A 21,766-nucleotide genomic window follows, 5' to 3' on the forward strand; every position below is an offset into this window, starting at 1 on the left:
GTACGGGAAAGGGCGGCCACCGCGAGAAGCGGTGACCGCCCTTCGCCGTGGGGCGGGCGGGGACGAGGTGCCCCGGTGAGCCGACGGAAGGCGCGTGGCAGCCCTCCGTCGTCCCCTCCCCGGCTCATCCCCTCTGCGCGGCGAGCTCCTTGGCGGCCTCGGTGAGGTCCTTGGCGGTGTCGATGGCCCTCCAGTACGCCCCCTGGGGCAGCGGGAAGCCGGCCAGGCGCCGCTCACGGGCGAGGCGGGGGAAGGTGGTGCGCTCGTGGTCACCGAGGTCGGGGAGGAGCTCGGTGAAGGCCGCGGAGAAGACGTACACGCCGGCGTTGATGAGGAACGGCGACGGCGGCGCCTCGATGAAGTCGGTGATGTGCCCGAAGGTGTCGGTCTCGACGGCGCCCCAGGGGATGCGGGGGCGGGCCAGGGCGAGGGTGGCGAGGGCGTCGCGCTCGTCGTGGAACGCGGCCATCTCGCGCAGCGAGAAACGGGTCCAGATGTCGCCGTTGGTGGCGTACCAGGGCTGGTCCGGCGCGGGCAGGTGCGCGGCGGCGTACTTCAGGCCGCCGCCCCGGCCCAGCGGCTCGGTCTCGACGACCGTCGTCACCTTCAGGGGGAGGTCGGCGCCCTCGAGCCACTCCTGGAGCACTTCGGCGAGATGGCCGCAGGAGACGACGGCGTCGGTCACGCCCTCGGCGGCCAGCCAGGAAAGCTGATGGCCGATGATCGGGGTCCCGGTGCCCGGGATCTCGACCATCGGCTTGGGGCGGTCGTCGGTGTACGGACGGAGCCGTGAGCCCTGGCCGCCCGCCAGGACCACGGCCTGTGTCGGAGAGGTGTGCATACGGGGAACGATAGGCGCCCCGTGCGCGAGAGGTCCGGACGCGCGACGGCGCTCGCCGTCCGGCAGTGCCGGCTCGGCGTCCGGCTGTTCTGGTTCAGCGTCCGGCTGTTCAGCTCGCGCGCATCACGCCGGTCGCGTACGAGGTGTCACAGACGGGACGGGAGAAGGACTGGGCGCGGGAGGGGCCGTACTGCTCGACGGCGGCGCGGCCGAGGGAACGGGCGATGGACATGCAGTGCTTGGCGAGGGAGGGCCGGTTCTCCACCTCGCGCTGGAGGTGGGTGAGGGCCGTGCCGGGGTCCTTCTCCTGGAGTTCGGCGAGGAGTTGGTCGCGCAGGACGTCCTGCGGGGCACGGGACTTGGCCCGGACGGAGACGTCCGAGGAGGACGCCGTGAGCTGGGTCCCGGTGTCCTGGCCGGCCCACGGAACGGCGGACACCGCGAGCGTTCCCGAGAGCACCAGGACGACGGGCAGGACGAGGGCGAGAGAGCGGCCGATTCGGCGGGCAGTGTGCGTCACGCAGGCGAGCGTAGCGGCCGGTAGTGATATGGCGACATTTAGTCACTCTCGCGAGGGATGGTTCGAAGCGGCTTTTCGAATCCCGTGTTGACGCGGGGGCTGGATGGGGGCCCGGAATGCCGGGGTTTTCCGGGGTACCCACCCACTAAGACGAACGACCCCGCATCCGCAAGGGATACGGGGCCGTTCGGCGAACCTGGCGCGCGGCTCTCGCCGCCCCGGCTCAGTCGCTGAGGCGGGCGCCGGTGGAGGTCGAGAAGACGTGGAGCTCGGCGGCGCGCGGCACGACGTGCAGCGTGGTGCCCTTGGCGGGGACGTCACGGCCGCCGACGCGGACGACCAGGTCCTTGTCCTCGCCGCCGACGCGGGTGGAGCCGTACACGAAGCCGTCGGAGCCGAGCTCCTCGACGACGTTGACGGTGACGGCGAGGCCGTCCTTGCCGGTGGGGCCCTGCACGTCGAAGTGCTCGGGGCGGACGCCGACGGTGACGGTGGTGTCGCCGTTGGCGGAGGCGGCGGCGATGGCGTCACGGGAGACCGGGACGACGCTGTTGCCGAACTTGACGCCGCCGTCGGTGATCGGGACCTCGACCAGGTTCATGGCCGGGGAGCCGATGAAGCCGGCGACGAAGAGGTTGGCCGGCTTGTCGTACATGTTGCGCGGCGAGTCGACCTGCTGGAGCAGACCGTCCTTGAGGACCGCGACACGGTCGCCCATGGTGAGGGCCTCGGTCTGGTCGTGCGTGACGTAGACCGTGGTGATGCCGAGACGGCGCTGGAGGCCGGCGATCTGCGTACGGGTCGAGACGCGGAGCTTGGCGTCGAGGTTCGACAGCGGCTCGTCCATCAGGAAGACCTGCGGCTCACGCACGATGGCGCGACCCATGGCGACACGCTGCCGCTGACCACCGGAGAGCGCCTTCGGCTTCCGGTCGAGGTACTCGGTGAGGTCCAGGATCTTCGCGGCCTCTTCGACCTTGGTGCGGATCTCGGACTTGTTGACGCCGGCGATCTTGAGGGCGAAGCCCATGTTGTCGGCGACGGTCATGTGCGGGTACAGCGCGTAGTTCTGGAACACCATGGCGATGTCCCGGTCCTTGGGCGGCAGGTGCGTGACGTCGCGGTCACCGATGCGGATGGAGCCGGCGTTGACGTCCTCGAGACCCGCGAGCATGCGCAGGGAGGTCGACTTGCCACAGCCGGAGGGCCCGACGAGGACGAGGAACTCCCCGTCGGCGATCTCGATGTCGAGCTGGTCGACGGAGGGCTTGGTGGCACCGGGGTACACCCGGGTCGCCTTGTCGAAAGTGACGGAAGCCATGGTGATGTGTCCCTTCACCGGCAGGAACGTGCCGGACGATCCGAGTAAAGGAAGGATTGAGGTCTAGTCCACCTGGATGAACTCCACGTGACGCTACCCGCCGCCGCCGGATCTGTCAGCCCTCCACCCCCGACAAGATTTCCGACCGCCGCCCCGAGCGCGTTGGTTACACTGCACTCGCTGCCTCCTTAGCTCAGCTGGCCAGAGCACCGCTCTTGTAAAGCGGGGGTCGTCGGTTCGAACCCGACAGGGGGCTCTGTAGGGAAAAGGCCTGCTCAGAGTGGGTGTACATGCGACTGCCCGCCAAGATCACCTTGGCGGGCAGTACGCATTCTGTACGTGCTGGATCTTTCGGCCCTACGCGGCGAGCACCGCACTCCGGCGCCCCAGTGCGGCAAGACGACCCTTGTCGAGCGCATCGGCGACCTCGTCGAGCCGGTCTGGCCACAGGTGCCCGTACACGTCCAGGGTCATGGCGGCCGACTTGTGGCCCAGCATCGTCTGAACCACCTTCACGTCGGCGCCGGCCGCGATGGCGAGCGAGGCAGCCGTATGCCGCAGCTTGTGGGGCGTGATGCCCAAGTCCCCGAGACCAGCCGCGACCACAGCCTTGTCGAACGCGCGCTGCCTGAAGTTCCGGTAGCGCAGCGGCCCGCCCTGCGGCGCGGTGAACACCAGGTCGTCCCGTCTCCGGCCGTCCAGGAGGGGGCGCAGTTCCTCCGCGAAGGAGCGGGGTACGGGCACGGACCGCTTCTCGTGGTTCTTCACCGGGCCCAACTCAAGCTTGCCGTTGACATCCGAGTAGGCCTGGACGATCCGGATGCGGCGGGTGTCGACGTTGAACCGTGACGCCTTGATGGCGATGGCCTCGCCCCACCGGATGCCGCTGTACGCCAGGACCAGCACCAGGAGCCGATGATCCCCCGCAGCTTCCGCCAGCGCCTCGACCTGGTCGTGGGTGAGGTAGACGTGTTCGTCGTCCTCATCTGGCCGCGGCAGGGTGTGCTCGCTGGCGGGATTCACGGCGATGCGATGGGTCCGGATGGCGTGCTTCATCACGCCACCGAAGACGTAGAACGTCTTGGCGATACGGCCCGGGCTCAGCGGCCGGCCGGACGCGCCCGGTTTGTTGATGAGGTCGTCCACCCATGTGGAGACGTCGTCCCACTGGATCGCGGCCACCTGCCAGTCGCCCCACTTCGGGATCACGTACAGGTCGAGGAGTTCGCGGTAGTCGTTCTTCGTCCGCCGGGACTGCTTGCGGAGGGTCTTGAACCACTCCTCCGCCACAAGGGACGTAGCAGCCTTGCCGGACCGGGGGTCCCGATAGGAGCCCTTGTCGAGGCGGGCCGTGATGGCGTGCACCTCAGCCTCAGCCTGCGGCAGCTTCCCGAACGTCTTCGCCTTGCCCTTGCCGTCCGGGCCGTACCAGCGGACCCGCCAACGGCCGGGCGGCTGACGCTTGCTGCCGGCCCGCTTCGCCTCCTGCCACTTCGTCATCGACTCCCGGTAGTCCTCGTGGTTCTCCCGGTCCTCGATCCAGACCCTAGCCATCCGTCGCCTCCCGCGGCTCGCCTGTCGCGGAGTTGTACTGCACACCGTCGCGCGTTACCCAGCCCTGGAGCGGCATCGCTTCCTCAACCAGGCCGGCCATGTGGGGCGGGAGTGCGTACAGGCGGTACTCGGTCATGGCTCGCTTCTGGGAGCCCTCGGGCAGGACAAGGGGCCTCTTGTTGCTGGCCCACTCCCAAGCTGTGTCGGCCGGCACGTCCCCCACCCCGGTGATCGGGATCGTTTGCCTTGGCCCGTCGTGCTGCGGCAGGTAGAGCGAGGCGGGCGACACGCCCAGTGCGGCCGCGAGGGCGACCAGCTCATCGGCGGTGACGTGCCGCTCTGCCTTCTCCATTCGGATGATCCCGGAGGGGGAGATGCTGCGCCCCCGCTGCTCGAGCAGCGCGGCCAGCTGTCGGGTGCTGAGGCCCCGGAGCTTCCGCAGTCGGGCGAGGTTGTGCGCCACCGCCTCGCCGGTCGGGCCCATCTCGATTGCACGTCGCCCGTGCTGCTGGTCTGCCATGGAACCCACTCTATGCAGACTCATCACCCTTGCGTATCGGCCCGTATGGGCTACCATCTCGTTCATGTGCATCACGATAGATGCGCTTGCGTCAGGAAAGCAACAGCGCAGACGTAAGGAGAAGCGCATGCCTTCAGTAAGGCTCGGCCTTGATGAACAGCTCACACCCAGTGAGGTCTGCAAGGAGTACAGAGTCTTCAGCAGCACCCAAGCGCTGGCCGATCTCCGCTGGCGGGGCGAGGGCCCGGCCTACATCAAGACGTCTCCGGGCAAGGCGGGCCGCGTCTTCTATCGCCGTTCGGCCATCGAGAAGTGGCTCGACGAGCGAACGGTGCAGACCGGGGGGCAGGCTGCATGACCCCGAAGAACGCAGAAACGCCCCGCGGGCTAGGCGGGGCGTTTCAGAAAGACTCCGCGGTGGGCGGTACGTCCGCTGCCATGGTGGCACAGCTTCAGCGTCGGCGAGAAGCCGCCGGACGGTGTGAGCCGCTGCACTGCGGCCACCGCGACCCGCTCGACTGCGGCCCCGCCTGCAACGGCGACGAGCCGCCCCCGCCAGTCGTGCTCGCCGAACACGTCGAGCACATCCCCGCCGAAGACGCCGTGCAACTGTGGGCCGACGCCCGGTCCCTCTACTTCGCGGCCGACTTCCCCAAGTACGCCACCAAGGAGTGGCGGGCCCTCCACCCCGACGACCCGCGCCGCCTCGCCGGAGCCCTCGACGCCGCCGAGAAGTGGCGCAAGTACGGCGACGAAGACGCACTCATGCAGTGGTTCCTCGACGCCAACGCCACCCGCGAACCGCTCTGGGCCCGGCGCACCCTCGCCGAACTCGACGCGCTCGCCAAACACCGGCGCCCCCACGACGTCATCGCCACCCCCGGCTGGCCGCCCATCCGAGTTCCCGGCACCGAGACATGGCGCCACAACCTCGACGGCCGCCAAGTCGACCTCGACCACAACATCCCCCGACCCGCCCGCTACCAGGAGGCCGCGTGACCACCCCCGACATGTGGCCTACGGGCTGGGAAGGAGGCGCCTCCGCCGACGGGCCGCGGCTCGTCGCCGTACCGGAGCAGCCGCAACCGCGCGGCCTGCTGCTGCGGCCCGCATCGGCCGTCCGCATCCGGCCTGTCCGCTGGCTGTGGGACACCACTCCGGAAGGCGCCACCCCCACGTCCCACGGACGCATCCCTCTCCACTCGCTCGTCCTCGCGGCGGGCGGGCCCGGACTGGGCAAGTCCCAGTACGCCGTGTGGATGACCGCACAGATCACCCGGGGCGAACTCCCCGGTGAGATGTACGGCCAGCCCCGACCCGTCATCTACTGCGCGGCCGAGGACTCGTGGGCGTACACCATCGCCCCCCGGCTCATCGCCGCCGGCGCGGACATGGACCTCGTCTTCCACGTCACGGTGATGGACGACAACCAGCTGCACGCGCGGCTCAGCCTGCCCGTCGACACAACCCTGCTCGCCAAGGAAGCCGAACGGCACAGCGTTGCCCTGCTCGTTATGGACCCGCTCCTGTCGTACATCGACAAGACCATCAACGACTACCGGGCCGCCGAGGTCCGCCAGGCCCTCGAACCGCTCGTCGCGGCAGCAGACCACCACCGCTTCACCATCCTCGGCCTCGCCCACTTCACCAAGGCGGGCGGCACCGACCCCCTCGCCCGCGTGGCAGGCTCCGGCGCCTTCGGCCAGCTCATCCGCGGGCTCATCGCGTTCGCCAAGGACGAGGACGAGCAGGGCGACGAGCGATTCGTCATGAGCCTGGAGAAGAACAACCTCGGCCGCCTCGGGCTCCCCTCACACCAGTACGCCATCCAGGCCGTCACCATCGACACCCCCGAGGGCCCGTCCTACGTCTCGCGGTTCGTCCTTGGACCCGAGATCAACACGTCGGTACGCGACGTCATGCGCGCCGAAGCCGTCCCCGACGTGGACCGGGCGGAGACCAACGAGGCGTGCGAGTGGCTTCGCGGCTACCTCACCGACGTGGGCGGCGAGGCCGAAGCGAAGGAGCTGAAGGAGCACGCCAAGGCGGCGGGCTTCAGCAACTCCTCGATGGACAGGGCCAGGCGGCGCCTGCAGTACCACTCCCGCACCTTCGGCTTCGGGAAGGAGCGACGCGCCATCTGGTCCATCGAGAAGCCCCCCACCACACAGTGACGCGAATGACGCCAATGACGGGATTGGGCCTGACCTGCGGTTCCACAAGATCAGGCCCGTGACGCGAATGACGCGAATGGTGACGCGAATGGCAGCCCAATTTCACCATTCGCGTCACCCCCTCTCCCAATCTCGTCACCAATTTCGTCAACACAAAACAGCAGGTCAGAACCAATATCACCAATCTCGTCACCTCCCCGCGTGCATAGAGGGAGACAGCTGACGAGCAAGCCCCCACTCACCCCCTTCTGCTGCCGCCTTTCGACAGCAACCACAAACCAGGAGTCACCTTGAAGGTCACCGCCGGTAACACCATCTCCCTCGCAGCAGCCACCCCCGGCAGCTACGTCAAGATCCAGGGTGTCGACGACAGCTTCCCCGTCGTCGCCTGGGCCGTCGTGTGCACCTACACCGACGCCGACGGCGCGGACACCGTCATCCAGCCCGTGTTCATCGTCGACGGCAGCGCCTACACCACCGCCGACTGGTACCAGGCCGAGGGCAGCGAGCACGGAGTCGAGGTGTTCGCCGCATGACCTCCCACGTCGACGCGCAGGTGGCCGCCCGGATAGCGGCGGCCAAGGCAAAGGCGCAGCAGAAGCAGCAGCAGCGGGCTGAGCTCGCTGGCCGTCGCGCCGGCGGGCTCATGGCCAGGCACCGGGCGAAAGCGAAGCGCATGGGGATCCGGCTCGGCTTCTGCGGCAGCTGCGCGAGGCCCCTCACCCGCGGCACCTACCTGCTCTGCTCCAAGGGCTGTAGCGCCAAGCTCTGCCGCGGCTCCAAGCAGTGCCACACCCAGCACAACACGCAGTGCCCGGGCCAAGCCCGCCAGTTCACCGACAGCCCCGGGGGTGCGGCATGAGCACGGACATCGGCGCCACCGCCTACGGCGTCGTCATCGCTGCCCTGAGGGACGACGAAGACGCCATCGGCAGCCTCCTCGACGGCCTCGCGGTCGACGAGCTGACCGCACTGGCCGCCGGCTCAGTCCTCGCCCTCGCACAGGCCCTCAGGACCGCGTGCGCCCCCCAGTACATCGACCAGATGATCCACACCCTGCAGGGCCTCGCCCTCGCTGACACCACCGGAGGAACCCCGTGAACGCTGACGAGATCCGCGCCCGCCTCAACGACTTTACCCAGCGCATCAACGGCAAGCGGGACCTGACCCCGCACGCCAAGCGCGTCATGCTCGCCCGCGCCTTCGTCGAAGCCCGTGACGCGCTCGACGGGCTGCGGGAGCAGGAGACGAAGGCTGTCATCCGCGAGCGGCAGAAGCTTGAGCGCAAGCTGTTCGGCACGACAGGGTTCAACCCCGACCCGCAGCTGCTCATCGCCAAGCGGGATGCCGACGACCGGGCCGCGAAGTACGAGACGCCGGCCGACGCGCGCCGGGCCCTGCAGCGCGCCGAGCGTGACGGCGACACCATCCTCGCCAAGGCCATCGCCTCCCGCGCTGCGGACTGGGGCGGCGACCCGCACTGGGGCGCCCTCGTCCAGGAGTACGTGGCCGAGCGGCCCGTCGAGGCCGAGACGCTGAAGGCGATGCAGGAACTCCCCAACACGGACGACGGAGTCTTCAAGCTGCAGCAGGCCATGCGGTACGGGCTCGCCGTCCCCGAGGGGCTGGGCGAGGCGCACAGGCACCAGGTCGACGGACTCGCACAGCAGCCGCTCGACGGTGACGTTGCAGCATGACCCATGAACTCGGCGTCAACGGCACTGCTCTCGATGGCTCATGGGCGAGTAGCAGACCGATGGTGCAGCGCGTGCTACCTCCCGCTGCTCCAGCGCCGACGGCTCCGGCCGGCTCCTCACTCCAGCCGGCCGGGGCCACCAGGGGTGGGGGGATACCCCCCTGCCAGCGTTCTCTCCCATCGGGCCGTATAGCACGTGACCCCCTGAGACCCCTGAAACGATCCCATGCGGCCCGCTGACCTGCGGGTTTGCCGAATGCGCTGACGGCCAGTCAGGCAGAGTAGGAGGACCCCTTATGGCTCGCCAGAGCATTAGTGCAGGTCAGGGACCTGTAGGCGTAACACCGGCTCCGGCTGGCCTGGACGACTCGGGTACCCGGCTGTGGGAGTCCGTGGCCGACGGGTTCGAACTCGACGTCCACGAGCAGCTGCTGCTCCTGCAGGCATGCCGGACGGCGGACCTCTTGGACCGCCTCGCCCTCGAGGCCTCCCGGGGCCGGCTGACGGTGAAGAACGCCAAGGGCGAGGAGGTGACCAACCCGGTCATCACGGAGCACCGCCAGCAGTCCCTCGTCCTGGCCCGGCTCCTCGCCTCACTGCGGATGCCGTCCGGCGAGGAGGACGAGCGGCCCCAGCGCCGCGGCGCGGTCCGCGGTTCCTACGGTGTCCGGCGCGTGGCGTGAGACGCCGACGGCCGGACCCGGCGGGGGGCAGCTTCCCTCCGCAGCTTGCCGAGTTCAACGCCGGCGACTGGTGGGTGAGGGACCCCGAGGACCCGACGCAGGTCGGCTATGCGCGCGTCCAGTGGGGCGTGGCCCGCCGCACCTATCTCGAGGGCGGGGACTGGGAGGCTCATCTCAGTCCGCCCGTTTGGTGGGAGTCCGCGACTGCTCCTCCCCGGGCTTGACCACCGCACCACCCGTCTGACCTTTCCAGGGCCCGCGCCATCGACTCCCTGAAAGGGGGAGACATGGCGATCACTGTGGGAAGCGTCGAGGTCGACGTCGTCCCGAACACACGGAACATCTACCCGCGTCTGCGCTCCGGTCTGACCGGGCCTGCGGACAGTGTGGGCAGCGAGATGGGCCGGATCATCGGCCGTCACATCACGGTCAACGTGGTCGACGCGATGCGCAACGGGATCCAGCGCGGCGGCCAGCAGGCGGCGACCGCGGCGGGCCGGCAGGGATCTGATGCGGGCGGCGCGTTCGGCCGCAACTTCCGGGGCCGCGTCGAGGCCGCTGTCCGCTCCCTGCCCGACATTACGATCGGCGCCGACACCACGGAGGCGGACGCCGACATCCGGGCGCTGCGCGAGCAGCTGCACCAGCTTTCCACGCAGCGCGTCGGTATCGACGTGGACCCGGTCACGGCCCGGCGTCAAATCGAGGCCGTCGAGCGGGAGCTGCAGCGGCTGGGAGCCTCGAGCCCGGATGTCGCTGTCCGGGCGAACACTGCGGCCGCCGTCGCGGAGCTGGCCGCGCTGCGGTCTGAGATCGATGCCATCGACGGCCGCGACGTCGACGTGCGGGTGGATCCCGCGGTCCGCTCGTTTGGGCTCCTGGTGACGGCTGCTGCGGCTTTCGGCCCGGCGATCCTGCCGGTTCTGCCGCTGGTCGCGGCCGGCCTGGGCGCGGTTGCCGCTGCAGGTGTGGCTGCTGCCGCCGGGGTCGGCGCGGTGGGTCTGGTCGGCGTCCCGGCCATCAAGGCCATTGCAGGCGCCCTGCAGGCGCAGAAGGCCGCCCAGGACGCTGCGACGTCGTCGACGAACTCGGGGGCCGCCGCTGCTGTGGCGGCGCAGCAGAAGGCGATTCAGCAGGCTTCGGCCCGGCAGGCGCTTGCGGCTGCTGAGCGCAACGGGGCCCGGCAGGTGGCCGCCGCCCAGGAGCAGGTGGCGCAGGCACGCCAGAGGGCCGTGCAGGCGGCCGAGCAGGCAGCCCAGCGGACAGCGGCGGCCGCCCGGCAGGTACGGGACGCCGAGCGGGACCTGAAGGACGCCCAGGAAGACGCGGTGCGCGCCCAGGAGGACCTGACGCGGGCCCGCCAGTCTGCTGCCGAGCAGCTGCGGGACATGAACGAGCGGCTGGCCGGCGCCGGGCTGGACGAGCGGGCCGCGGTCCTGCGCGTGAAGGAGGCGGAGGCTGAGCTCACCGCGGTACGCAAGCAGGGCTCGAAGGCGTCACAGCTGGACCGGGACCGCGCACAGCTGGCTTACGACCAGGCTGTGAAGGCCCTGGCGGACCAGCGCAAGGAGCAGGGGCGCCTGGCTGCCGAGGTCGCCGCCGCGAACAAGGCCGGCGTGGACGGCTCCGACACTGTGCGGGCGGCCCAGGAGCGGCTGAAGGACTCCCAGGAGCAGGTCGCCGACCGGACGGAGGCCGTGAAGGACGCCCAGGCCGAGCAGGCGCGGGTGGCGGTGCAGAACTCGCGGGACATCGCGGAGGCCCAGGAGCGCATCGGCGACGCCGTGAAGGGTGTCGCGACGGCCCAGCAGTCGGCCGCGGACTCCATCGCGTCCGCCCAGCGGCAGATCGCGTCGTCGCAGATCCAGACGGCCGCCACGGCGTCGGCCGCGGCGACCGCCCAGGCCAAGTACCAGGCAGCGCTGGCGAAACTGTCCCCGTCGGCCCGCGACACGATGACAGCGTTCACCGGCCTGCGGACCGCGTTCGGCGCCTGGTCCCGCAGCCTCCAGCCGGCCGTCATGCCGCTGTTCACCCGCGCGCTCGAGGGATTGAAGAACGCGCTGCCCGGCCTGACACCGATCGTCCTCGCTGGAGCGGCCGCGATCGGCAGCCTTCAGGACCGCGCCTCCAGGGGCTTCAAGTCCCCGTGGTGGAAGGAGTTCAAGGCCGACCTCACGGGCGCCGTACAGCCCGCGCTCGAGGGGCTGGGCGTCGCGTTCGGCAACGTCTTCAAGGGCATGGCGGGTGTACTGCAGGCGTTCTTCCCGCACATGGACGGCATCAGCGACCGGATGCAGACCATCACGAAACGCTTCGCCGACTGGGGCACCTCACTGAAGGGCTCACCCGCCTTCGAGCGGTTCCTGTCCTACGCGGCGGAGCAGGGCCCGTTCGTCGCCGAGCTGCTGGGCAACCTGTTCGGCGCCCTGTTCAACGTGGGCATGGCCCTGGCGCCGCTGGCCGGGACGGCGACGTCGTTCCTGAACGCCCTCGCTACAGGCATCTCGGCGGTTCCGGTCAACGTCCTGACGGTGGTCGGTGTCGCGTTCGCCTCGATCGCGATCGGCGCGAAGCTGGCCGCGCTCGCCCTGGGCGCCTGGAGGCTCGCGGTCATCGGCGCCACGCTGGTCACGTCCATCATGACCGGGCAGGTGTGGGCGCTGAATGCGGCGATGCGCGCGAACCTGATCGGGCTCATCATCACGGCGATCATTGCCCTGGTGGTGGCAATCATCTACGCCTACCAGCACTCGGAGACGTTCCGCCGGATCGTGCAGAACGCGTGGGAGGGCATCAAGACGGTCGTCAGCTGGGCGTGGGAGAACGTCCTCAAGCCGGTGTTCGCGGCTCTGGTGGTCGCGTTCAAGGCGGTCGCGGCCGCTGCGGTGTGGCTGTGGCAGACGATCCTCAAGCCCGTCTTCACGTTCATCGCCGACGCGGCCGCGATCCTCGCCACCGTCGTCCTGACGATCCTCATCGCGCCCTTGGTGCTCGCCTTCAAGGCTCTGGCCGCGGTTGCCGAGTGGCTGTGGAACAACGTCTTGGCGCCCGCCTTCAAGGGCATCGCCAAGGACGCCACATGGCTGTGGCAGAACGTCCTGTCGCCCGTGTTCACGTTCATCGCCGACAAGGCGAAATGGCTGTGGAACAACGCGGTCAAGCCGGTCGTGGACTACTTCAAGCGAGGGTTCCAGGATCTCGGCGACAAGGCGATGTGGCTGTGGGACAAGGTGCTGCGCCCGGTGTTCGGCTGGATCGGCGACAAGGCCGGCTGGCTGTGGGACAACGCCTTGAAGCCTGCGTTCAGCGACATCAAGACCGGTGTGGAGGCGGTGGGGCAGAGCTTCGAGACGGCCCGCGGCTTCATCGACACAGCCTGGTCGAAGGTCAAGGACATCGCGAGCAAGCCCGTCCGGTTCGTCATCGACAAGGTCTACAACGCGGGCATCGTCCCGACCTGGAACCTGATTGCGGACGCGTTCGGCGCCCCGAAGATCGAGAAGATGGTCACCGACGGATGGGCGACGGGTGGCGTCCTGCCCGGCTACACCCCGGGCCGGGACGTCCACAAGTTCGTCTCGCCGACCGGCGGCGGCCTCGAGCTGTCCGGCGGCGAGGCCATCATGCGGCCCGAGTTCACCCGCGCGGTCGGCTCCGGGTTCGTCAACACGTTCAACCAGATCGCCCGCACCCGCGGCGCGGCCGGCGTGAAGGCGGCCCTGGCGCCGGCTCTCGGAGGCAGCGCCCCCATGCCGACGGACCGCACCCTGAAGTACGCGGACGGCGGCATCTTCGACTGGATCGGCGACAAGGTCGCCGGTGCGGGAAGCGCAGCCTGGAACGGCATCAAGTCGAGCACCGACTGGCTGACGGACACGATGGCGTCATCGGCGCGCGCTGGACTCAACAGCGTCGTGGACCCGCTCCTGGCCGCGTTCCCCGGCGCCGACACCGACTTCGGCCGGATGCTCCGCCGGATCCCGGCGAAGATCGTCGACTCGATCTTCGGCTACTCGAAGGAGGCCGACGAGAAGGGTGCTGGCGGTATCGGCGGCCCCCGCATCCAGTCCGCCCTGTCCTGGGCTCGGACCCAGGCAGGCCTGCCCTACCAGTGGGGCGGCAACGGCAACCCGTCCTGGGACTGCTCAGGCTTCATGTCGGCGATCGAGTCCAAGATCCGGGGCGAGAAGCCGCATCGCCGTTGGGCGACTGGCGCGTTCTCCGGGAACACGGCTCCGCCCGGATGGGTGCGGGGCGGCAAGAGCCCCTACCGCATCGGCATCACGAACGCCGGCGTCGGCCACACCGCAGGAACGATTAACGGCGTCAACGTGGAGTCCCGCGGAGGCGACGGCGTCGTGGTCGGCCCCCGGGCCCGCAGCTACCACAACCCGCTCTTCACCGACGTGTACAGCTTCCAGCCCGGCACGTTCGACAGCGGCGGCTACCTCCAGCCGGGGTTCAACCTGGCGTACAACGGGACCGGGAGGCCCGAGCCGGTGTTCACCGCGGCGCAGGCGAACGCTCTGGGCCGGATGGCCACGCAGCCGGCGCCGGGTCTGCAGCCGGGCGACTCGCTGACCCTCGTCGTCGACGGGCAGGAGTTCCACGGCTACGTCGACACCCGGGCTGACGGCCGGATCACCAGCACCCTCGCTCCCGCGATCACTGCGGCACGAGCTGGACGAAGGGGGTAAACGGGTGCTGCTACCGGCCTGCTAGCTGCTGCTAGTTCGCAGGTCACCAGCTGCTACTCGGCTGCTACCGGCCCTGCTGGGCGGTGATCCTTTAGCAGGCCGGTAGCAGCAGCCGACCTGCGAACTAGCAGGCCGTAGCACCCTGATAGCAGCTGCTCAGAGGGTGCTCGCACGTCACAAAACCGCAGGTCGCGCCTGCTCGCGACCCTGCTCAGGGGGTGCTCAGGGGGTGCTCAGGGGGTGCTCGGCTGCTCAGGCTGAGCACCCCCTGAGCAGTTGGCCGAGCAGGTGCGACCTGCGGATATGCAGGCCAGAGCACCCTGTGAGCAGTCTCTGAGCACCCGGCTTGCCCCGGCCTGTTCCCCGGACGGACCTGGGTCGCGTCCACCCTCGCCGCCCCTCGTCCATCCCGCATACCGGGGCAAGTTGGGGCGTGACGAGCCCGTGACGGCTGGACGAAACCGCAGGTGGAGCCCGTGACAGACCCCGTGACAAAAGGCCCGGTGCCCGTGACGTGTCAACGCCCCGTCACGGGGTCCGTCACCGCCCTGACCTGCGGTGTCACGGGCTCATCACGGGCGACGTACCGGGTCATCTCGGGCGGGCGGCAGGGTGCTCGGTGGGGCAGGCTGACGTGGATAACATCCACATCAGCCGTGGATCGCGGTGCCGCGAAACGTGCAGGTCAGCGCTTGCGCCGCTCGTTCTCCGCTGCGGCGAGCTTCTCCCGCAGGTCGGCCAGGCCGGCCCGGTAGGCGTCGAGGCCGGCGAGCAGCTGGTCGACGCCGGCGGTGTCCAGCTCGAGGCCGTCCGCCTTGTCCTCGGAGAACTGGACCCACAGGCAGGCCGCGGCGGGGGCGGGGTCCGTCGAGTGCATCCGGAGCTCGGCGCCCATGAGGGGGAACGGGGGAGCCGTGCGCCGGGAGTCGCGGTCCCGGGGCGCCTGGATTTCGAGCGGCTTGCTCTGGTGGAAGCAGTCGTCGGCCGTGTCGTCCCAGTAGGCGTGGTCCGTGGTGCACCAGTCGGGGCACTGGATGGTCGCGGTGGCGCCGCCGATGGTGGGCCCGGTGTACGTCTTCATGGTCAGGACTCCTTCGGGGCGTACAGCGGGTAGGCGCGGTCAACGGCCCGGTACTCGGCCTGGATCTGCTCTCGGATGGACGGGTCGTCGAGGAGGTCGGGGAAGTCGCGGGCGTAGTCCTGGAGCAGGGTCCAGCTGTGGCTGGCGAGGCCCGCCTCGACGGCCTCGCGGATGTCCTCGACGGTCCACGCGTCCGGGTGCTCGTCGTCGTGGGATCCGCCGACGAGGTCGAAGGCGACGGCGAGCATGTCGCGGGTCATGGCGACCTGGAGGGTGATGACGGTGCGCGGGTCGTCCCCGGGCTCGGTGGCGCCCCACAGGTTGGTGGGCGGCAGGGCCGGCGGGAGGTCGAGGGTGTGGGCGCTGTCGACGGTGTAGAGGGTCATGGGAACGTCTCCTCGGAGTGTTACCGGAGGCCGCTACAGGCCAAGTGAGCATTGGGCTGCGGGGGCCTCCGACCCCTTGGGGGTAAAGGGCTCGGAGGCCTTGGGGGAATTGGGCGGGAGGCCAAGTGAGGATTGGGCTCGGAGGCCTTGGGGGATTGGGTACTGGCGCCTTCGGGGCGCCCCGGCCCGTCACCGTCCCCGGTAGGAGTCGGGGGCGGGAACGGGCCGGGACGGAGAGCCCGAACACTTGCGGAACCACCTGCGACGACAGGGGGCATTTGAGGCGCACGCTGGGAACTTTCCGTCCGTCAGGCGGACCCTTTTGGGATTCGACCTGCGGCTACGCGGCGAGGTCGAGGGCGGGGGCCTGACGGAGCAGCAGCCACGCGAACGTGAGCGGCAGGGCGTCCGCCTTCGCGTTGTTGCACGGCTGGCAGGCGGCCACGAGATTCCGCGGCTTGGACTGCTGCCAGATGCACCACGGGATGTAGTGGTCCAGCGTCACCTCGGACTCGTCGACGAACGGCCGGCGGCAGTAGTGGCACTGCCAGCCGTCCCGCTCGAGGACGTAGGCGCGGACCATGCGCTTCGTCTTGGTGTTGTTGAGGAAGCCGCGCTTGCTCATTCCCCCACCCGCCCGTCCCGCGCCACGCGCTGCACGAGAAGGCGGCACAGCCGCGCGCCCTGGAGGTCGCCGCGGGCCTCGCAGTCCGCCAGGCAGGCGAACGCGTCCGCGATGGACGGCAGAGGCTTGACCGCCTTGCAGGCCCGCCCGAACGCCGCGTTCTCCGTCGGCCGGCGCACAGTCGTCGCGATCACTTCGCACCCCCGTCGACTTCGAAGATCAGCGACGTGGGGACGCCGGAGCCATCGCAACAGAAGAAGTAGGTCAGCCACGCCTCGGACAGCTTCAGCAGGGCCCGCTGGTAGGCCGCGGACTCCTCCCGGATCTGCCGCTGGGCGAACTCCCGGTAGGGGAAGTCCTCGCCCGAGCGGAGCCTGTCCCGCGTCTCCTCCAGGCGCCGCTTCCAGTCCACGAGGACCGGCAGCAGGGCCCGGATGTAGTCGTCGCCGCCGTCGTCGTAGCCGTCCGGCCCGAACTCCAGGTCGTAGAGCTTGTCGTAGGAGACGTCCTCGAAGAGGCGGGTGTGTCCCTTCCAGCTCATCGCTGCACCTCCAGGGCGGCCAGCTTGCGGGCCAGGTGGCGCATCGTGGCCGCGTGCTCGACCAGCAGGGCCGCGGCGACGTCCAGACCCCGGGAGTTCAGAGCGTGGACCTCCTCGTCGACCTTCACCAGCGCGTGCACCTGCGGCGCCGTCGGCGAGAACGGGCGCTGCACCAGCGACACCCCGAGGACGTCGACGAGGTCGTGGCACAGCGTCGGGATCCCGGTCGCGTCCTCCTCGCTGGCGTGCTCGATGTCCGACCGGAACCCGCCCTCCGTGTGGAAGCCGCGGCACCACGTCGGCTCGGGCAGCGTCACCGCCCCGTGGTCGCGGGTCTCGACGGTCACCATGCCGTCGACGACCGGGGACCGGCGGGCCACGTACAGCGGCTCCTCGGTGTCCAGCGGCCACGTCCGGCCCAGCACGTCCCGGTGCCGCTCGTGGTACGCCCGGTTGTTGATGCACGGGAAGCTGGGGTAGCCCGGCTGCGCCGCCGCACACACGGCCGCGTCACCCTCCAGGGCGCCCTTGTGCCAGTCCAGCAAGGCGTCGGGGATCCCCTCCAGGGGGTCACGGTCGCTCATCGCTGCGCCTGCTTGCGGTTGAACAGGGCCACCTGGCGGGCCTTGTGCCGCAGCTGCGACGCGAACGCGATCAGGTCGTCGGCCAGCTCATCCGCCATGGACGGGTTGAGGTGGGCCGTCTCACCGCCGCCGACGTCGACGACCAGGTGCGCCTCGCGCAGCCGGAGGTCGGTGGCCGACGGGTCCGCGCTGATGTTCAGCGTCAGGTCCCACAGCGACGTGTCCTCGTCGGTGAACGTCGAGACCTGCAGGACGTCGCCGTCCGAGTAGTGCGTGACGTCGTCGAGGTGCGCGATGCGCTTGCTGTGGTCGACCGTGCACCACTCGGGGCACTCGATGTAGACGCGCTGCGCCCGCCCCTTGGCGCCGACCAGGGTGGGCACGAGGCGGGGCTGCGGCGCCGGCTGGGCCGGGATACCCGGCAGCAAGTTCACCGGGATGCGGGCAGCACGCTGTACGGTGTTGCTCATGGTTCGTCCCTCTCTCGAAGGGTCGGTACCTAGGCCCCAAGCCAGTGAGACCGCCAAGTAGCACTGGGGAGGGGCCGCTTCCGTTCTGGAAGCGATGTGTTCACCATAGACGCGAACGCGTCTAACGTGCAACACCCTGGCGAAGGTTCGTAAGTCCATATCCGTTCCTCCTGGTGGGAGTGCTGGTCTGCTCACACCATGACGCCGGAACGTCGCCACGCGCGGCGTCCTGGTAGACGACAGACCGGCGTCGGATGGGGCGTCATATCGGTGTCATTGGGCGGTCGTTAGCGCTACCTTGAAGGCATGAATGCGCCGAACCCGACACTCCGTGCGGTACGCATGGGAATGCTCATGAGTCAGGACGATTTCGCCCGAGCGATACGCGACGCCGGCCAGCGCGCCGGACAGCCCAACGACGCAACCAAGCGACTCGTGCAGCGCTGGGAGGCTGGCGACGTGGCAGCGCCCCGACCTGTGTACGCCCGCGCGCTCGAGAGCGTCACCGGCCTCCCCATCGCCTCCCTCGGCTTCGCTGGCATCGTGCCCACGGCCCGCGTCGGCGAGGACGGCCACGGCGGACACGACGTCCAGGCCTCCGTGGAGGGCGTTGCCCCGCCCGTGGCAGCAGCCAGCGCCCACCCCGACACCCGCGCCACCTACTCAGGCGTGTGGCTGTCCCGGTACGAGTACTACTCCAGCGGGCGCGACACCACCTACGTCTGCCAGCACCACGTCGTCGTCCTACAGCACGGCAACCGGCTCACCGTCCGGTCCCTTCCCAGCGCGTCCACGAACCCCGACTCGCCGCTCACCATGGACCTCACGGTCGACGGCAGCGTCGTCACCGGCACGTGGGTCGAGCAGACCGCCACCGACGGGTACTACCGCGGGGCCCGCTACCACGGCGCCGTGCAGCTGCTCGTGGAGCCCACCGGCCGGCGCATGGCGGGGAAGTGGGTCGGATTCGGGAAGGACATGGACATCAACACCGGCCCTTGGGAACTCGTCTTCCGTGATGCCTCCACGACCCAGGCCACCCTCGCCAGGTACAACCGGCCGCCCGAGTAGCCGTACACATGCCGTACACGTGAGAACACGACGCGAGCCGATAGCAGCCGATACCGATGGATAAGAAACCAGCAGGTCAGAGGCTCGCGTGAAGCCAAGTGCAGGTGGAGAGCACGTCGTTAACGGACTTGTAAAGCGGGGGTCGTCGGTTCGAACCCGACAGGGGGCTCCAGGCAAAGGGCCAGCGCAGGGGGATGATTCCCCGGCGCTGGCCCTTTCGCATGATCACGGGCGTGCCACCTACGTGCCAGAAGGCTCCGTACCGGTGTCCATCCGGGCCTGGCGGATCATCTCGCCGAGCTTCCCCGCGATGTGCTGATCACGGTCGCTCGTCATGTGCTGATAGATCAGCGCGGCCCGGGTCGTGCTGTGCCCCATGCGCGTCATCAGCTCGCGCGTGCTGGCTCCGGCGCTGGAGGCGAGGGTGTTCCCGGTGTGGCGGAGGTCGTGGAAGTGCACGTCTCCTGAGACGCCGGCGGCGGCGCGGGCGGCGGTCCAGTCGTCCCGGAAGTTGCTCCGCCGGAGGAGGCCGCCGCGGGGACCCTGGAACAGGTGGCCGTCCTGACCGGCACCGGCGAAGTGCTCCAGGTGGTGAGTCAGCTCGGGAACGAGTTCGGCGGGGAAGGCGACCGGGCGGACACCGGCGGCGGACTTCGGTGCCTTGTCGGCCAGGGTGCCGTCCTGCAGCTCGGACTGGGCGCGGCGGACCAGGACCACGGATCGGGTCAGGTCGAGGTCCCGGCGGCGGAGCGAGGCCAGCTCGCCGAACCGGAGCGTGGTGAACGCGGCGAGGAGGACGAGCACCCGGTGGTGCGGCCGGATGGCGTCGGCCACGGCGTACACCTCGGCCACGGTGAGCACGGGGCGCTCCGGGACGTCGTAGCGGTCGGCACCCTTGATGCGACACGGGTTGCGACGGATCAGCTCGTCGTCCACGGCGGTGTTCAGGATCGCGCGGAGGAGCTGGTACGCCTTTACGACGGTCGGCTCTCCCACGCCGCTCTCCAGGAGGGCGGTGCGCCAGGCCCGGACGCGGGGCGTGGTGATCGCGGCGAGCGTCCCGGCGCCGAAGGTCGGCTTGATGTGCAGCCGGATCACGCTCTCGCTCCGCTCCCGGGTGCGGTCTTCCAGCTTGCGGTGCTTCAGCCAGTCGTCGGCGTACGGCCCGAAGGCGACCTTGCCCGCGTCGGGGGCCTGGTAGGTGCCCCGGATGATCTCCGCCTCGATGGTGGTCAGCCACACGAGGGCGTCGGTCTTCGTGTCGAAGGTGTGTGGCGCCGACTTGGTCTCGCCCGAGAGCGGGTCGCGGTAGCGAGCCTGCCAACGGCCGGACGCGAGCTGCCGCACGGTGCCGAACCGGCGACGCTGGCCCTTGCGGTTCGCCATCAGGCCACCTTTCCGTAGCGACGCTCGGTGGGCTGGACGGTATGAGTCGCGATGTACGCCTCGACGGCAGGCTCCGGGATGCGGACGTGACGGCCGACCTTCACGAAGGTGATGCGCCGTTCCTCGATCAGCCGCCGGGGGAACCGGACGGTAGTGCCGAGGAGTTCGGCGACCTGGTCGACGGTGAGCAGACGTGCGGACATGGTCACCACTCCTCTTCGGCGGACGCTTCGATCCGGGCGCGGGTCTCGCGGGCGATCTCGCGGTTGTGCTGGATGTCGCGGCGGATGTTGGCGGCGAGCCAGGACTCGCCGGGGGTGGTGCCGTGGCCGGCGTAGGCCCAGTGGGCGACGACGAGGAGGGTGGAGTCGGGGTGTTCGTCGGGGTCGGGCAGGCCGAGGGCGGTGCGTTGCTGGGCTGCGCGGTAGTCGGCGCGGACCTGGCGTAAGGCGCCGAGGGTGGTGGAGTAGGCGCGGGATTTGGTGGAGAAGTGGCCGCGGAAGCCGAGCATGTGGGCCCAGGCGCGCAGGCGCCGGTCGGGGTAGGCGGCGTCGAGGTCCATGCAGGCTTCCATCAGGCGCCGGGGGTGGTCGGGGACGTCGAGGAGGATCAGGGCTTCCTTGTTACCCACGCGGTGGTCGACCGAGCCGGTCGTCTCGGCGGCTTTGGTGGCGTACTTGGCGACGTACGCGGCGACGGCCTGTTCGGTGAGGTCTTCGCCGTTGCCGAAGGCGCCGATGGGCTGGACGTCGAGTTGGGTGCCCCAGGTGAGGGTGAGGTCCTGGCTGACGCCGTAGGCCGGGGCGGCGGGGACGACGACCTGGACGCGGGCGGCGGCCGCGTGGATGGCGTCGGTCAGGAGGCCGAGGGTGGCCCAGGCCGGGGGTGGGGTGTGCGGTCCGTCGGGGCCGTCGAAGCGGATGACGGCGTGGAAGTGGACCGCGCCGCGCTTCTGGTACTCGGCGACCTTGCCGAAGGAGACGCGGGACTGTTCGCGGGCGGCCTTCTGGGTGAGGCAGGCGCGGGCGGCGATCTCGCGGCGGAGGTAGATCGTGAAGTACCGCCAGAGTTCGGAGGCGTGGTTGTTCCAGAGGACCGCGCCCGCGTAGTCGTACGTGTCCGGGTCGAGCGGTGTGCCGAGTTCGGGCGCGTCCTCCTGGTGCTGCTGCCCGCAGCGGCACGGCCGGGTGCCGGGGCGGTTGTGGACGGGTCCGAAGGACGGGGCGGTGAGGGTGGCGAAGACCCGGGGGTGATCCCGGATGGTCTCCGGGGTGCCCTTGTCGGGGTTGCCGACGAGTCCGGCGCGGATCAGGTGGTAGGTGTCTCCGGCGTAGGTCCAGGCGCAGGAGGGGCAGCGGGAGGCGCGGCGGTTGCCGCAAGCGACGCGCAGGACGCCACCCGGCTCGGCGTCGGTGCTGTAGGCGTGGAGCACGGTCTTGGTGGCGGGGTCGAGGAGTTTGGCGGCGCCGGTGAGGCGGATGGGGGCGGTGCAGCCGCCGGTGCGGCGGAGTTGTTCGGTGAGGCGGTCGAAGCCGGGGGACCCGGCCAGCCGGAGCAGATCGCTCAGGGTGGCCGAGTCCAGGCCCGCCTGGAGGGCGGTGTCGGTCACGCGG

General features: G+C 69.9%; 25 protein-coding genes and 2 tRNA genes. 12 read left to right on the forward strand and 15 right to left on the reverse strand.

All coding sequences use genetic code 11. From position 1 onward, the window contains the following. Positions 1 to 124: 124 nt before the first annotated feature. The 3 genes from DEJ43_RS19880 to DEJ43_RS19890 all read right to left on the reverse strand — a co-directional run bounded on the left by DEJ43_RS19880 (position 125) and on the right by DEJ43_RS19890 (position 2,682). On the reverse strand, positions 125 to 841 hold the full coding sequence (locus tag DEJ43_RS19880; RefSeq protein ID WP_015035169.1) for a nucleotidyltransferase family protein: 717 nt from the start codon (positions 839 to 841) through the stop codon (positions 125 to 127). 109 nt (positions 842 to 950) lie between these two features. After that, the gene (locus tag DEJ43_RS19885) at positions 951 to 1,361 is read right to left on the reverse strand and encodes a hypothetical protein (protein WP_015035170.1); all 411 of its coding nucleotides are present in this window, start codon (positions 1,359 to 1,361) and stop codon (positions 951 to 953) included. Between the two features lie 223 nt (positions 1,362 to 1,584). Next, positions 1,585 to 2,682, reverse strand: a complete 1,098-nt coding sequence (locus DEJ43_RS19890) for an ABC transporter ATP-binding protein (protein WP_015035171.1) — start codon at positions 2,680 to 2,682, stop codon at positions 1,585 to 1,587. 182 nt (positions 2,683 to 2,864) lie between these two features. On the opposite strand from DEJ43_RS19890, the gene DEJ43_RS19895 reads away from it, so the two are divergent. Further along, positions 2,865 to 2,938, forward strand: a tRNA-Thr gene (locus tag DEJ43_RS19895). Between the two features lie 101 nt (positions 2,939 to 3,039). Here DEJ43_RS19895 and DEJ43_RS19900 read toward each other — a convergent pair. Beyond that, entirely contained in the window at positions 3,040 to 4,236 is a 1,197-nt protein-coding gene (locus DEJ43_RS19900; RefSeq protein ID WP_015035172.1) for a tyrosine-type recombinase/integrase, read from the reverse strand. Beyond that, a complete protein-coding gene (locus DEJ43_RS19905) occupies positions 4,229 to 4,756 on the reverse strand; it encodes a helix-turn-helix domain-containing protein (RefSeq protein WP_051025904.1) in 528 nt (175 codons plus the stop codon). The genes DEJ43_RS19900 and DEJ43_RS19905 overlap by 8 nt, the downstream gene beginning before the upstream one ends. Positions 4,757 to 4,820: 64 nt before the next feature. Between DEJ43_RS19905 and DEJ43_RS19910 the strand changes: the two genes are divergently transcribed. The 9 genes from DEJ43_RS19910 (at position 4,821) to DEJ43_RS19950 (ending at position 14,009) form a co-directional block, all read left to right on the forward strand. Further along, positions 4,821 to 5,114, forward strand: coding sequence for a helix-turn-helix transcriptional regulator (locus DEJ43_RS19910; protein ID WP_199868640.1), 294 nt, complete (start codon positions 4,821 to 4,823; stop codon positions 5,112 to 5,114). Positions 5,115 to 5,194: 80 nt separating this feature from the next. Then, positions 5,195 to 5,755 (forward strand): hypothetical protein, encoded by a 561-nt coding sequence (locus DEJ43_RS37805; protein ID WP_181399520.1) that lies wholly within the window; start codon positions 5,195 to 5,197, stop codon positions 5,753 to 5,755. Continuing rightward, positions 5,752 to 6,930 (forward strand): AAA family ATPase, encoded by a 1,179-nt coding sequence (locus DEJ43_RS19920; RefSeq protein WP_015035176.1) that lies wholly within the window; start codon positions 5,752 to 5,754, stop codon positions 6,928 to 6,930. Before DEJ43_RS37805 ends, DEJ43_RS19920 begins: the two co-directional genes overlap by 4 nt. A 290-nt stretch (positions 6,931 to 7,220) precedes the next feature. Continuing rightward, positions 7,221 to 7,466 carry a hypothetical protein gene (locus DEJ43_RS19925; protein WP_015035177.1) on the forward strand — a complete coding sequence of 82 codons (246 nt, stop codon included), beginning with the start codon at positions 7,221 to 7,223 and terminating at the stop codon, positions 7,464 to 7,466. Further along, positions 7,463 to 7,792, forward strand: coding sequence for a hypothetical protein (locus DEJ43_RS19930; protein ID WP_015035178.1), 330 nt, complete (start codon positions 7,463 to 7,465; stop codon positions 7,790 to 7,792). Before DEJ43_RS19925 ends, DEJ43_RS19930 begins: the two co-directional genes overlap by 4 nt. Further along, positions 7,789 to 8,031 carry a hypothetical protein gene (locus DEJ43_RS19935; protein ID WP_015035179.1) on the forward strand — a complete coding sequence of 81 codons (243 nt, stop codon included), beginning with the start codon at positions 7,789 to 7,791 and terminating at the stop codon, positions 8,029 to 8,031. Before DEJ43_RS19930 ends, DEJ43_RS19935 begins: the two co-directional genes overlap by 4 nt. Beyond that, the gene (locus DEJ43_RS19940) at positions 8,028 to 8,627 is read left to right on the forward strand and encodes a hypothetical protein (RefSeq protein WP_015035180.1); all 600 of its coding nucleotides are present in this window, start codon (positions 8,028 to 8,030) and stop codon (positions 8,625 to 8,627) included. Before DEJ43_RS19935 ends, DEJ43_RS19940 begins: the two co-directional genes overlap by 4 nt. 391 nt (positions 8,628 to 9,018) lie before the next feature. Continuing rightward, a complete protein-coding gene (locus tag DEJ43_RS19945) occupies positions 9,019 to 9,309 on the forward strand; it encodes a hypothetical protein (protein ID WP_233447967.1) in 291 nt (96 codons plus the stop codon). A 287-nt stretch (positions 9,310 to 9,596) separates the two neighbouring features. Continuing rightward, the gene (locus DEJ43_RS19950; RefSeq protein WP_015035184.1) at positions 9,597 to 14,009 is read left to right on the forward strand and encodes a hypothetical protein; all 4,413 of its coding nucleotides are present in this window, start codon (positions 9,597 to 9,599) and stop codon (positions 14,007 to 14,009) included. 685 nt (positions 14,010 to 14,694) lie between these two features. On the opposite strand, the gene DEJ43_RS19955 is transcribed toward DEJ43_RS19950, so the two are convergent. The 7 genes from DEJ43_RS19955 to DEJ43_RS19985 form a co-directional block, all read right to left on the reverse strand. Next, positions 14,695 to 15,090 carry a DUF6907 domain-containing protein gene (locus DEJ43_RS19955; protein WP_015035185.1) on the reverse strand — a complete coding sequence of 132 codons (396 nt, stop codon included), beginning with the start codon at positions 15,088 to 15,090 and terminating at the stop codon, positions 14,695 to 14,697. A 2-nt stretch (positions 15,091 to 15,092) separates the two neighbouring features. Continuing rightward, the gene (locus DEJ43_RS19960) at positions 15,093 to 15,476 is read right to left on the reverse strand and encodes a hypothetical protein (protein ID WP_015035186.1); all 384 of its coding nucleotides are present in this window, start codon (positions 15,474 to 15,476) and stop codon (positions 15,093 to 15,095) included. A 340-nt stretch (positions 15,477 to 15,816) separates the two neighbouring features. Beyond that, positions 15,817 to 16,101 (reverse strand): HNH endonuclease, encoded by a 285-nt coding sequence (locus DEJ43_RS19965; RefSeq protein WP_015035187.1) that lies wholly within the window; start codon positions 16,099 to 16,101, stop codon positions 15,817 to 15,819. Beyond that, positions 16,098 to 16,295, reverse strand: a complete 198-nt coding sequence (locus DEJ43_RS19970) for a hypothetical protein (RefSeq protein ID WP_015035188.1) — start codon at positions 16,293 to 16,295, stop codon at positions 16,098 to 16,100. Before DEJ43_RS19970 ends, DEJ43_RS19965 begins: the two co-directional genes overlap by 4 nt. Next, positions 16,292 to 16,642, reverse strand: a complete 351-nt coding sequence (locus tag DEJ43_RS19975) for a hypothetical protein (protein ID WP_015035189.1) — start codon at positions 16,640 to 16,642, stop codon at positions 16,292 to 16,294. Before DEJ43_RS19975 ends, DEJ43_RS19970 begins: the two co-directional genes overlap by 4 nt. After that, positions 16,639 to 17,226 (reverse strand): DUF6907 domain-containing protein, encoded by a 588-nt coding sequence (locus DEJ43_RS19980; RefSeq protein WP_015035190.1) that lies wholly within the window; start codon positions 17,224 to 17,226, stop codon positions 16,639 to 16,641. Before DEJ43_RS19980 ends, DEJ43_RS19975 begins: the two co-directional genes overlap by 4 nt. Then, positions 17,223 to 17,696 (reverse strand): DUF6907 domain-containing protein, encoded by a 474-nt coding sequence (locus DEJ43_RS19985; RefSeq protein ID WP_015035191.1) that lies wholly within the window; start codon positions 17,694 to 17,696, stop codon positions 17,223 to 17,225. Before DEJ43_RS19985 ends, DEJ43_RS19980 begins: the two co-directional genes overlap by 4 nt. Positions 17,697 to 18,002: 306 nt before the next feature. On the opposite strand from DEJ43_RS19985, the gene DEJ43_RS19990 reads away from it, so the two are divergent. Both DEJ43_RS19990 and DEJ43_RS19995 read left to right on the forward strand, forming a co-directional pair. Continuing rightward, complete coding sequence (locus DEJ43_RS19990) at positions 18,003 to 18,767, forward strand: helix-turn-helix domain-containing protein (protein ID WP_041662710.1); 765 nt, start codon at positions 18,003 to 18,005, stop codon at positions 18,765 to 18,767. A gap of 93 nt (positions 18,768 to 18,860) precedes the next feature. After that, a tRNA-OTHER gene (locus DEJ43_RS19995) sits at positions 18,861 to 18,939 on the forward strand. A 68-nt stretch (positions 18,940 to 19,007) separates the two neighbouring features. Here the strand turns inward: DEJ43_RS19995 and DEJ43_RS20000 are convergent. Genes DEJ43_RS20000 through repSA form a run of 3 tightly spaced genes read right to left on the reverse strand, consistent with a single transcriptional unit; the run spans position 19,008 to position 21,762 of the window. After that, positions 19,008 to 20,153, reverse strand: coding sequence for a tyrosine-type recombinase/integrase (locus DEJ43_RS20000; RefSeq protein WP_015035193.1), 1,146 nt, complete (start codon positions 20,151 to 20,153; stop codon positions 19,008 to 19,010). Continuing rightward, positions 20,153 to 20,356 carry a helix-turn-helix domain-containing protein gene (locus DEJ43_RS20005; RefSeq protein WP_041662712.1) on the reverse strand — a complete coding sequence of 68 codons (204 nt, stop codon included), beginning with the start codon at positions 20,354 to 20,356 and terminating at the stop codon, positions 20,153 to 20,155. Before DEJ43_RS20005 ends, DEJ43_RS20000 begins: the two co-directional genes overlap by 1 nt. A gap of 2 nt (positions 20,357 to 20,358) precedes the next feature. Then, positions 20,359 to 21,762, reverse strand: a complete 1,404-nt coding sequence (gene repSA / locus DEJ43_RS20010; protein ID WP_015035195.1) for a replication initiator protein RepSA — start codon at positions 21,760 to 21,762, stop codon at positions 20,359 to 20,361. Positions 21,763 to 21,766: the final 4 nt, after the last annotated feature.

Source organism: Streptomyces venezuelae ATCC 10712 (genome assembly GCF_008639165.1).
GTDB lineage: Bacteria > Actinomycetota > Actinomycetes > Streptomycetales > Streptomycetaceae > Streptomyces > Streptomyces venezuelae.

What these genes read in the sequence shown, in the direction of transcription:
- DEJ43_RS19950 (WP_015035184.1), top strand. Translation starts at nt 9,597, where the DNA reads ATGGCGATCACTGTGGGAAGCGTCGAGGTCGACGTCGTCCCGAACACA.
- DEJ43_RS19880 (WP_015035169.1), bottom strand. Translation starts at nt 841, where the DNA reads ATGCACACCTCTCCGACACAGGCCGTGGTCCTGGCGGGCGGCCAGGGC.
- DEJ43_RS19985 (WP_015035191.1), bottom strand. Translation starts at nt 17,696, where the DNA reads ATGAGCAACACCGTACAGCGTGCTGCCCGCATCCCGGTGAACTTGCTG.
- DEJ43_RS19990 (WP_041662710.1), top strand. Translation starts at nt 18,003, where the DNA reads ATGAATGCGCCGAACCCGACACTCCGTGCGGTACGCATGGGAATGCTC.
- DEJ43_RS19900 (WP_015035172.1), bottom strand. Translation starts at nt 4,236, where the DNA reads ATGGCTAGGGTCTGGATCGAGGACCGGGAGAACCACGAGGACTACCGG.
- DEJ43_RS19935 (WP_015035179.1), top strand. Translation starts at nt 7,789, where the DNA reads ATGAGCACGGACATCGGCGCCACCGCCTACGGCGTCGTCATCGCTGCC.
- DEJ43_RS19980 (WP_015035190.1), bottom strand. Translation starts at nt 17,226, where the DNA reads ATGAGCGACCGTGACCCCCTGGAGGGGATCCCCGACGCCTTGCTGGAC.
- DEJ43_RS19960 (WP_015035186.1), bottom strand. Translation starts at nt 15,476, where the DNA reads ATGACCCTCTACACCGTCGACAGCGCCCACACCCTCGACCTCCCGCCG.
- DEJ43_RS19890 (WP_015035171.1), bottom strand. Translation starts at nt 2,682, where the DNA reads ATGGCTTCCGTCACTTTCGACAAGGCGACCCGGGTGTACCCCGGTGCC.
- DEJ43_RS20005 (WP_041662712.1), bottom strand. Translation starts at nt 20,356, where the DNA reads ATGTCCGCACGTCTGCTCACCGTCGACCAGGTCGCCGAACTCCTCGGC.
- DEJ43_RS19930 (WP_015035178.1), top strand. Translation starts at nt 7,463, where the DNA reads ATGACCTCCCACGTCGACGCGCAGGTGGCCGCCCGGATAGCGGCGGCC.
- DEJ43_RS19965 (WP_015035187.1), bottom strand. Translation starts at nt 16,101, where the DNA reads ATGAGCAAGCGCGGCTTCCTCAACAACACCAAGACGAAGCGCATGGTC.
- DEJ43_RS19955 (WP_015035185.1), bottom strand. Translation starts at nt 15,090, where the DNA reads ATGAAGACGTACACCGGGCCCACCATCGGCGGCGCCACCGCGACCATC.
- DEJ43_RS20000 (WP_015035193.1), bottom strand. Translation starts at nt 20,153, where the DNA reads ATGGCGAACCGCAAGGGCCAGCGTCGCCGGTTCGGCACCGTGCGGCAG.
- DEJ43_RS19975 (WP_015035189.1), bottom strand. Translation starts at nt 16,642, where the DNA reads ATGAGCTGGAAGGGACACACCCGCCTCTTCGAGGACGTCTCCTACGAC.
- DEJ43_RS19905 (WP_051025904.1), bottom strand. Translation starts at nt 4,756, where the DNA reads ATGGCAGACCAGCAGCACGGGCGACGTGCAATCGAGATGGGCCCGACC.
- DEJ43_RS37805 (WP_181399520.1), top strand. Translation starts at nt 5,195, where the DNA reads ATGGTGGCACAGCTTCAGCGTCGGCGAGAAGCCGCCGGACGGTGTGAG.
- DEJ43_RS19910 (WP_199868640.1), top strand. Translation starts at nt 4,821, where the DNA reads ATGTGCATCACGATAGATGCGCTTGCGTCAGGAAAGCAACAGCGCAGA.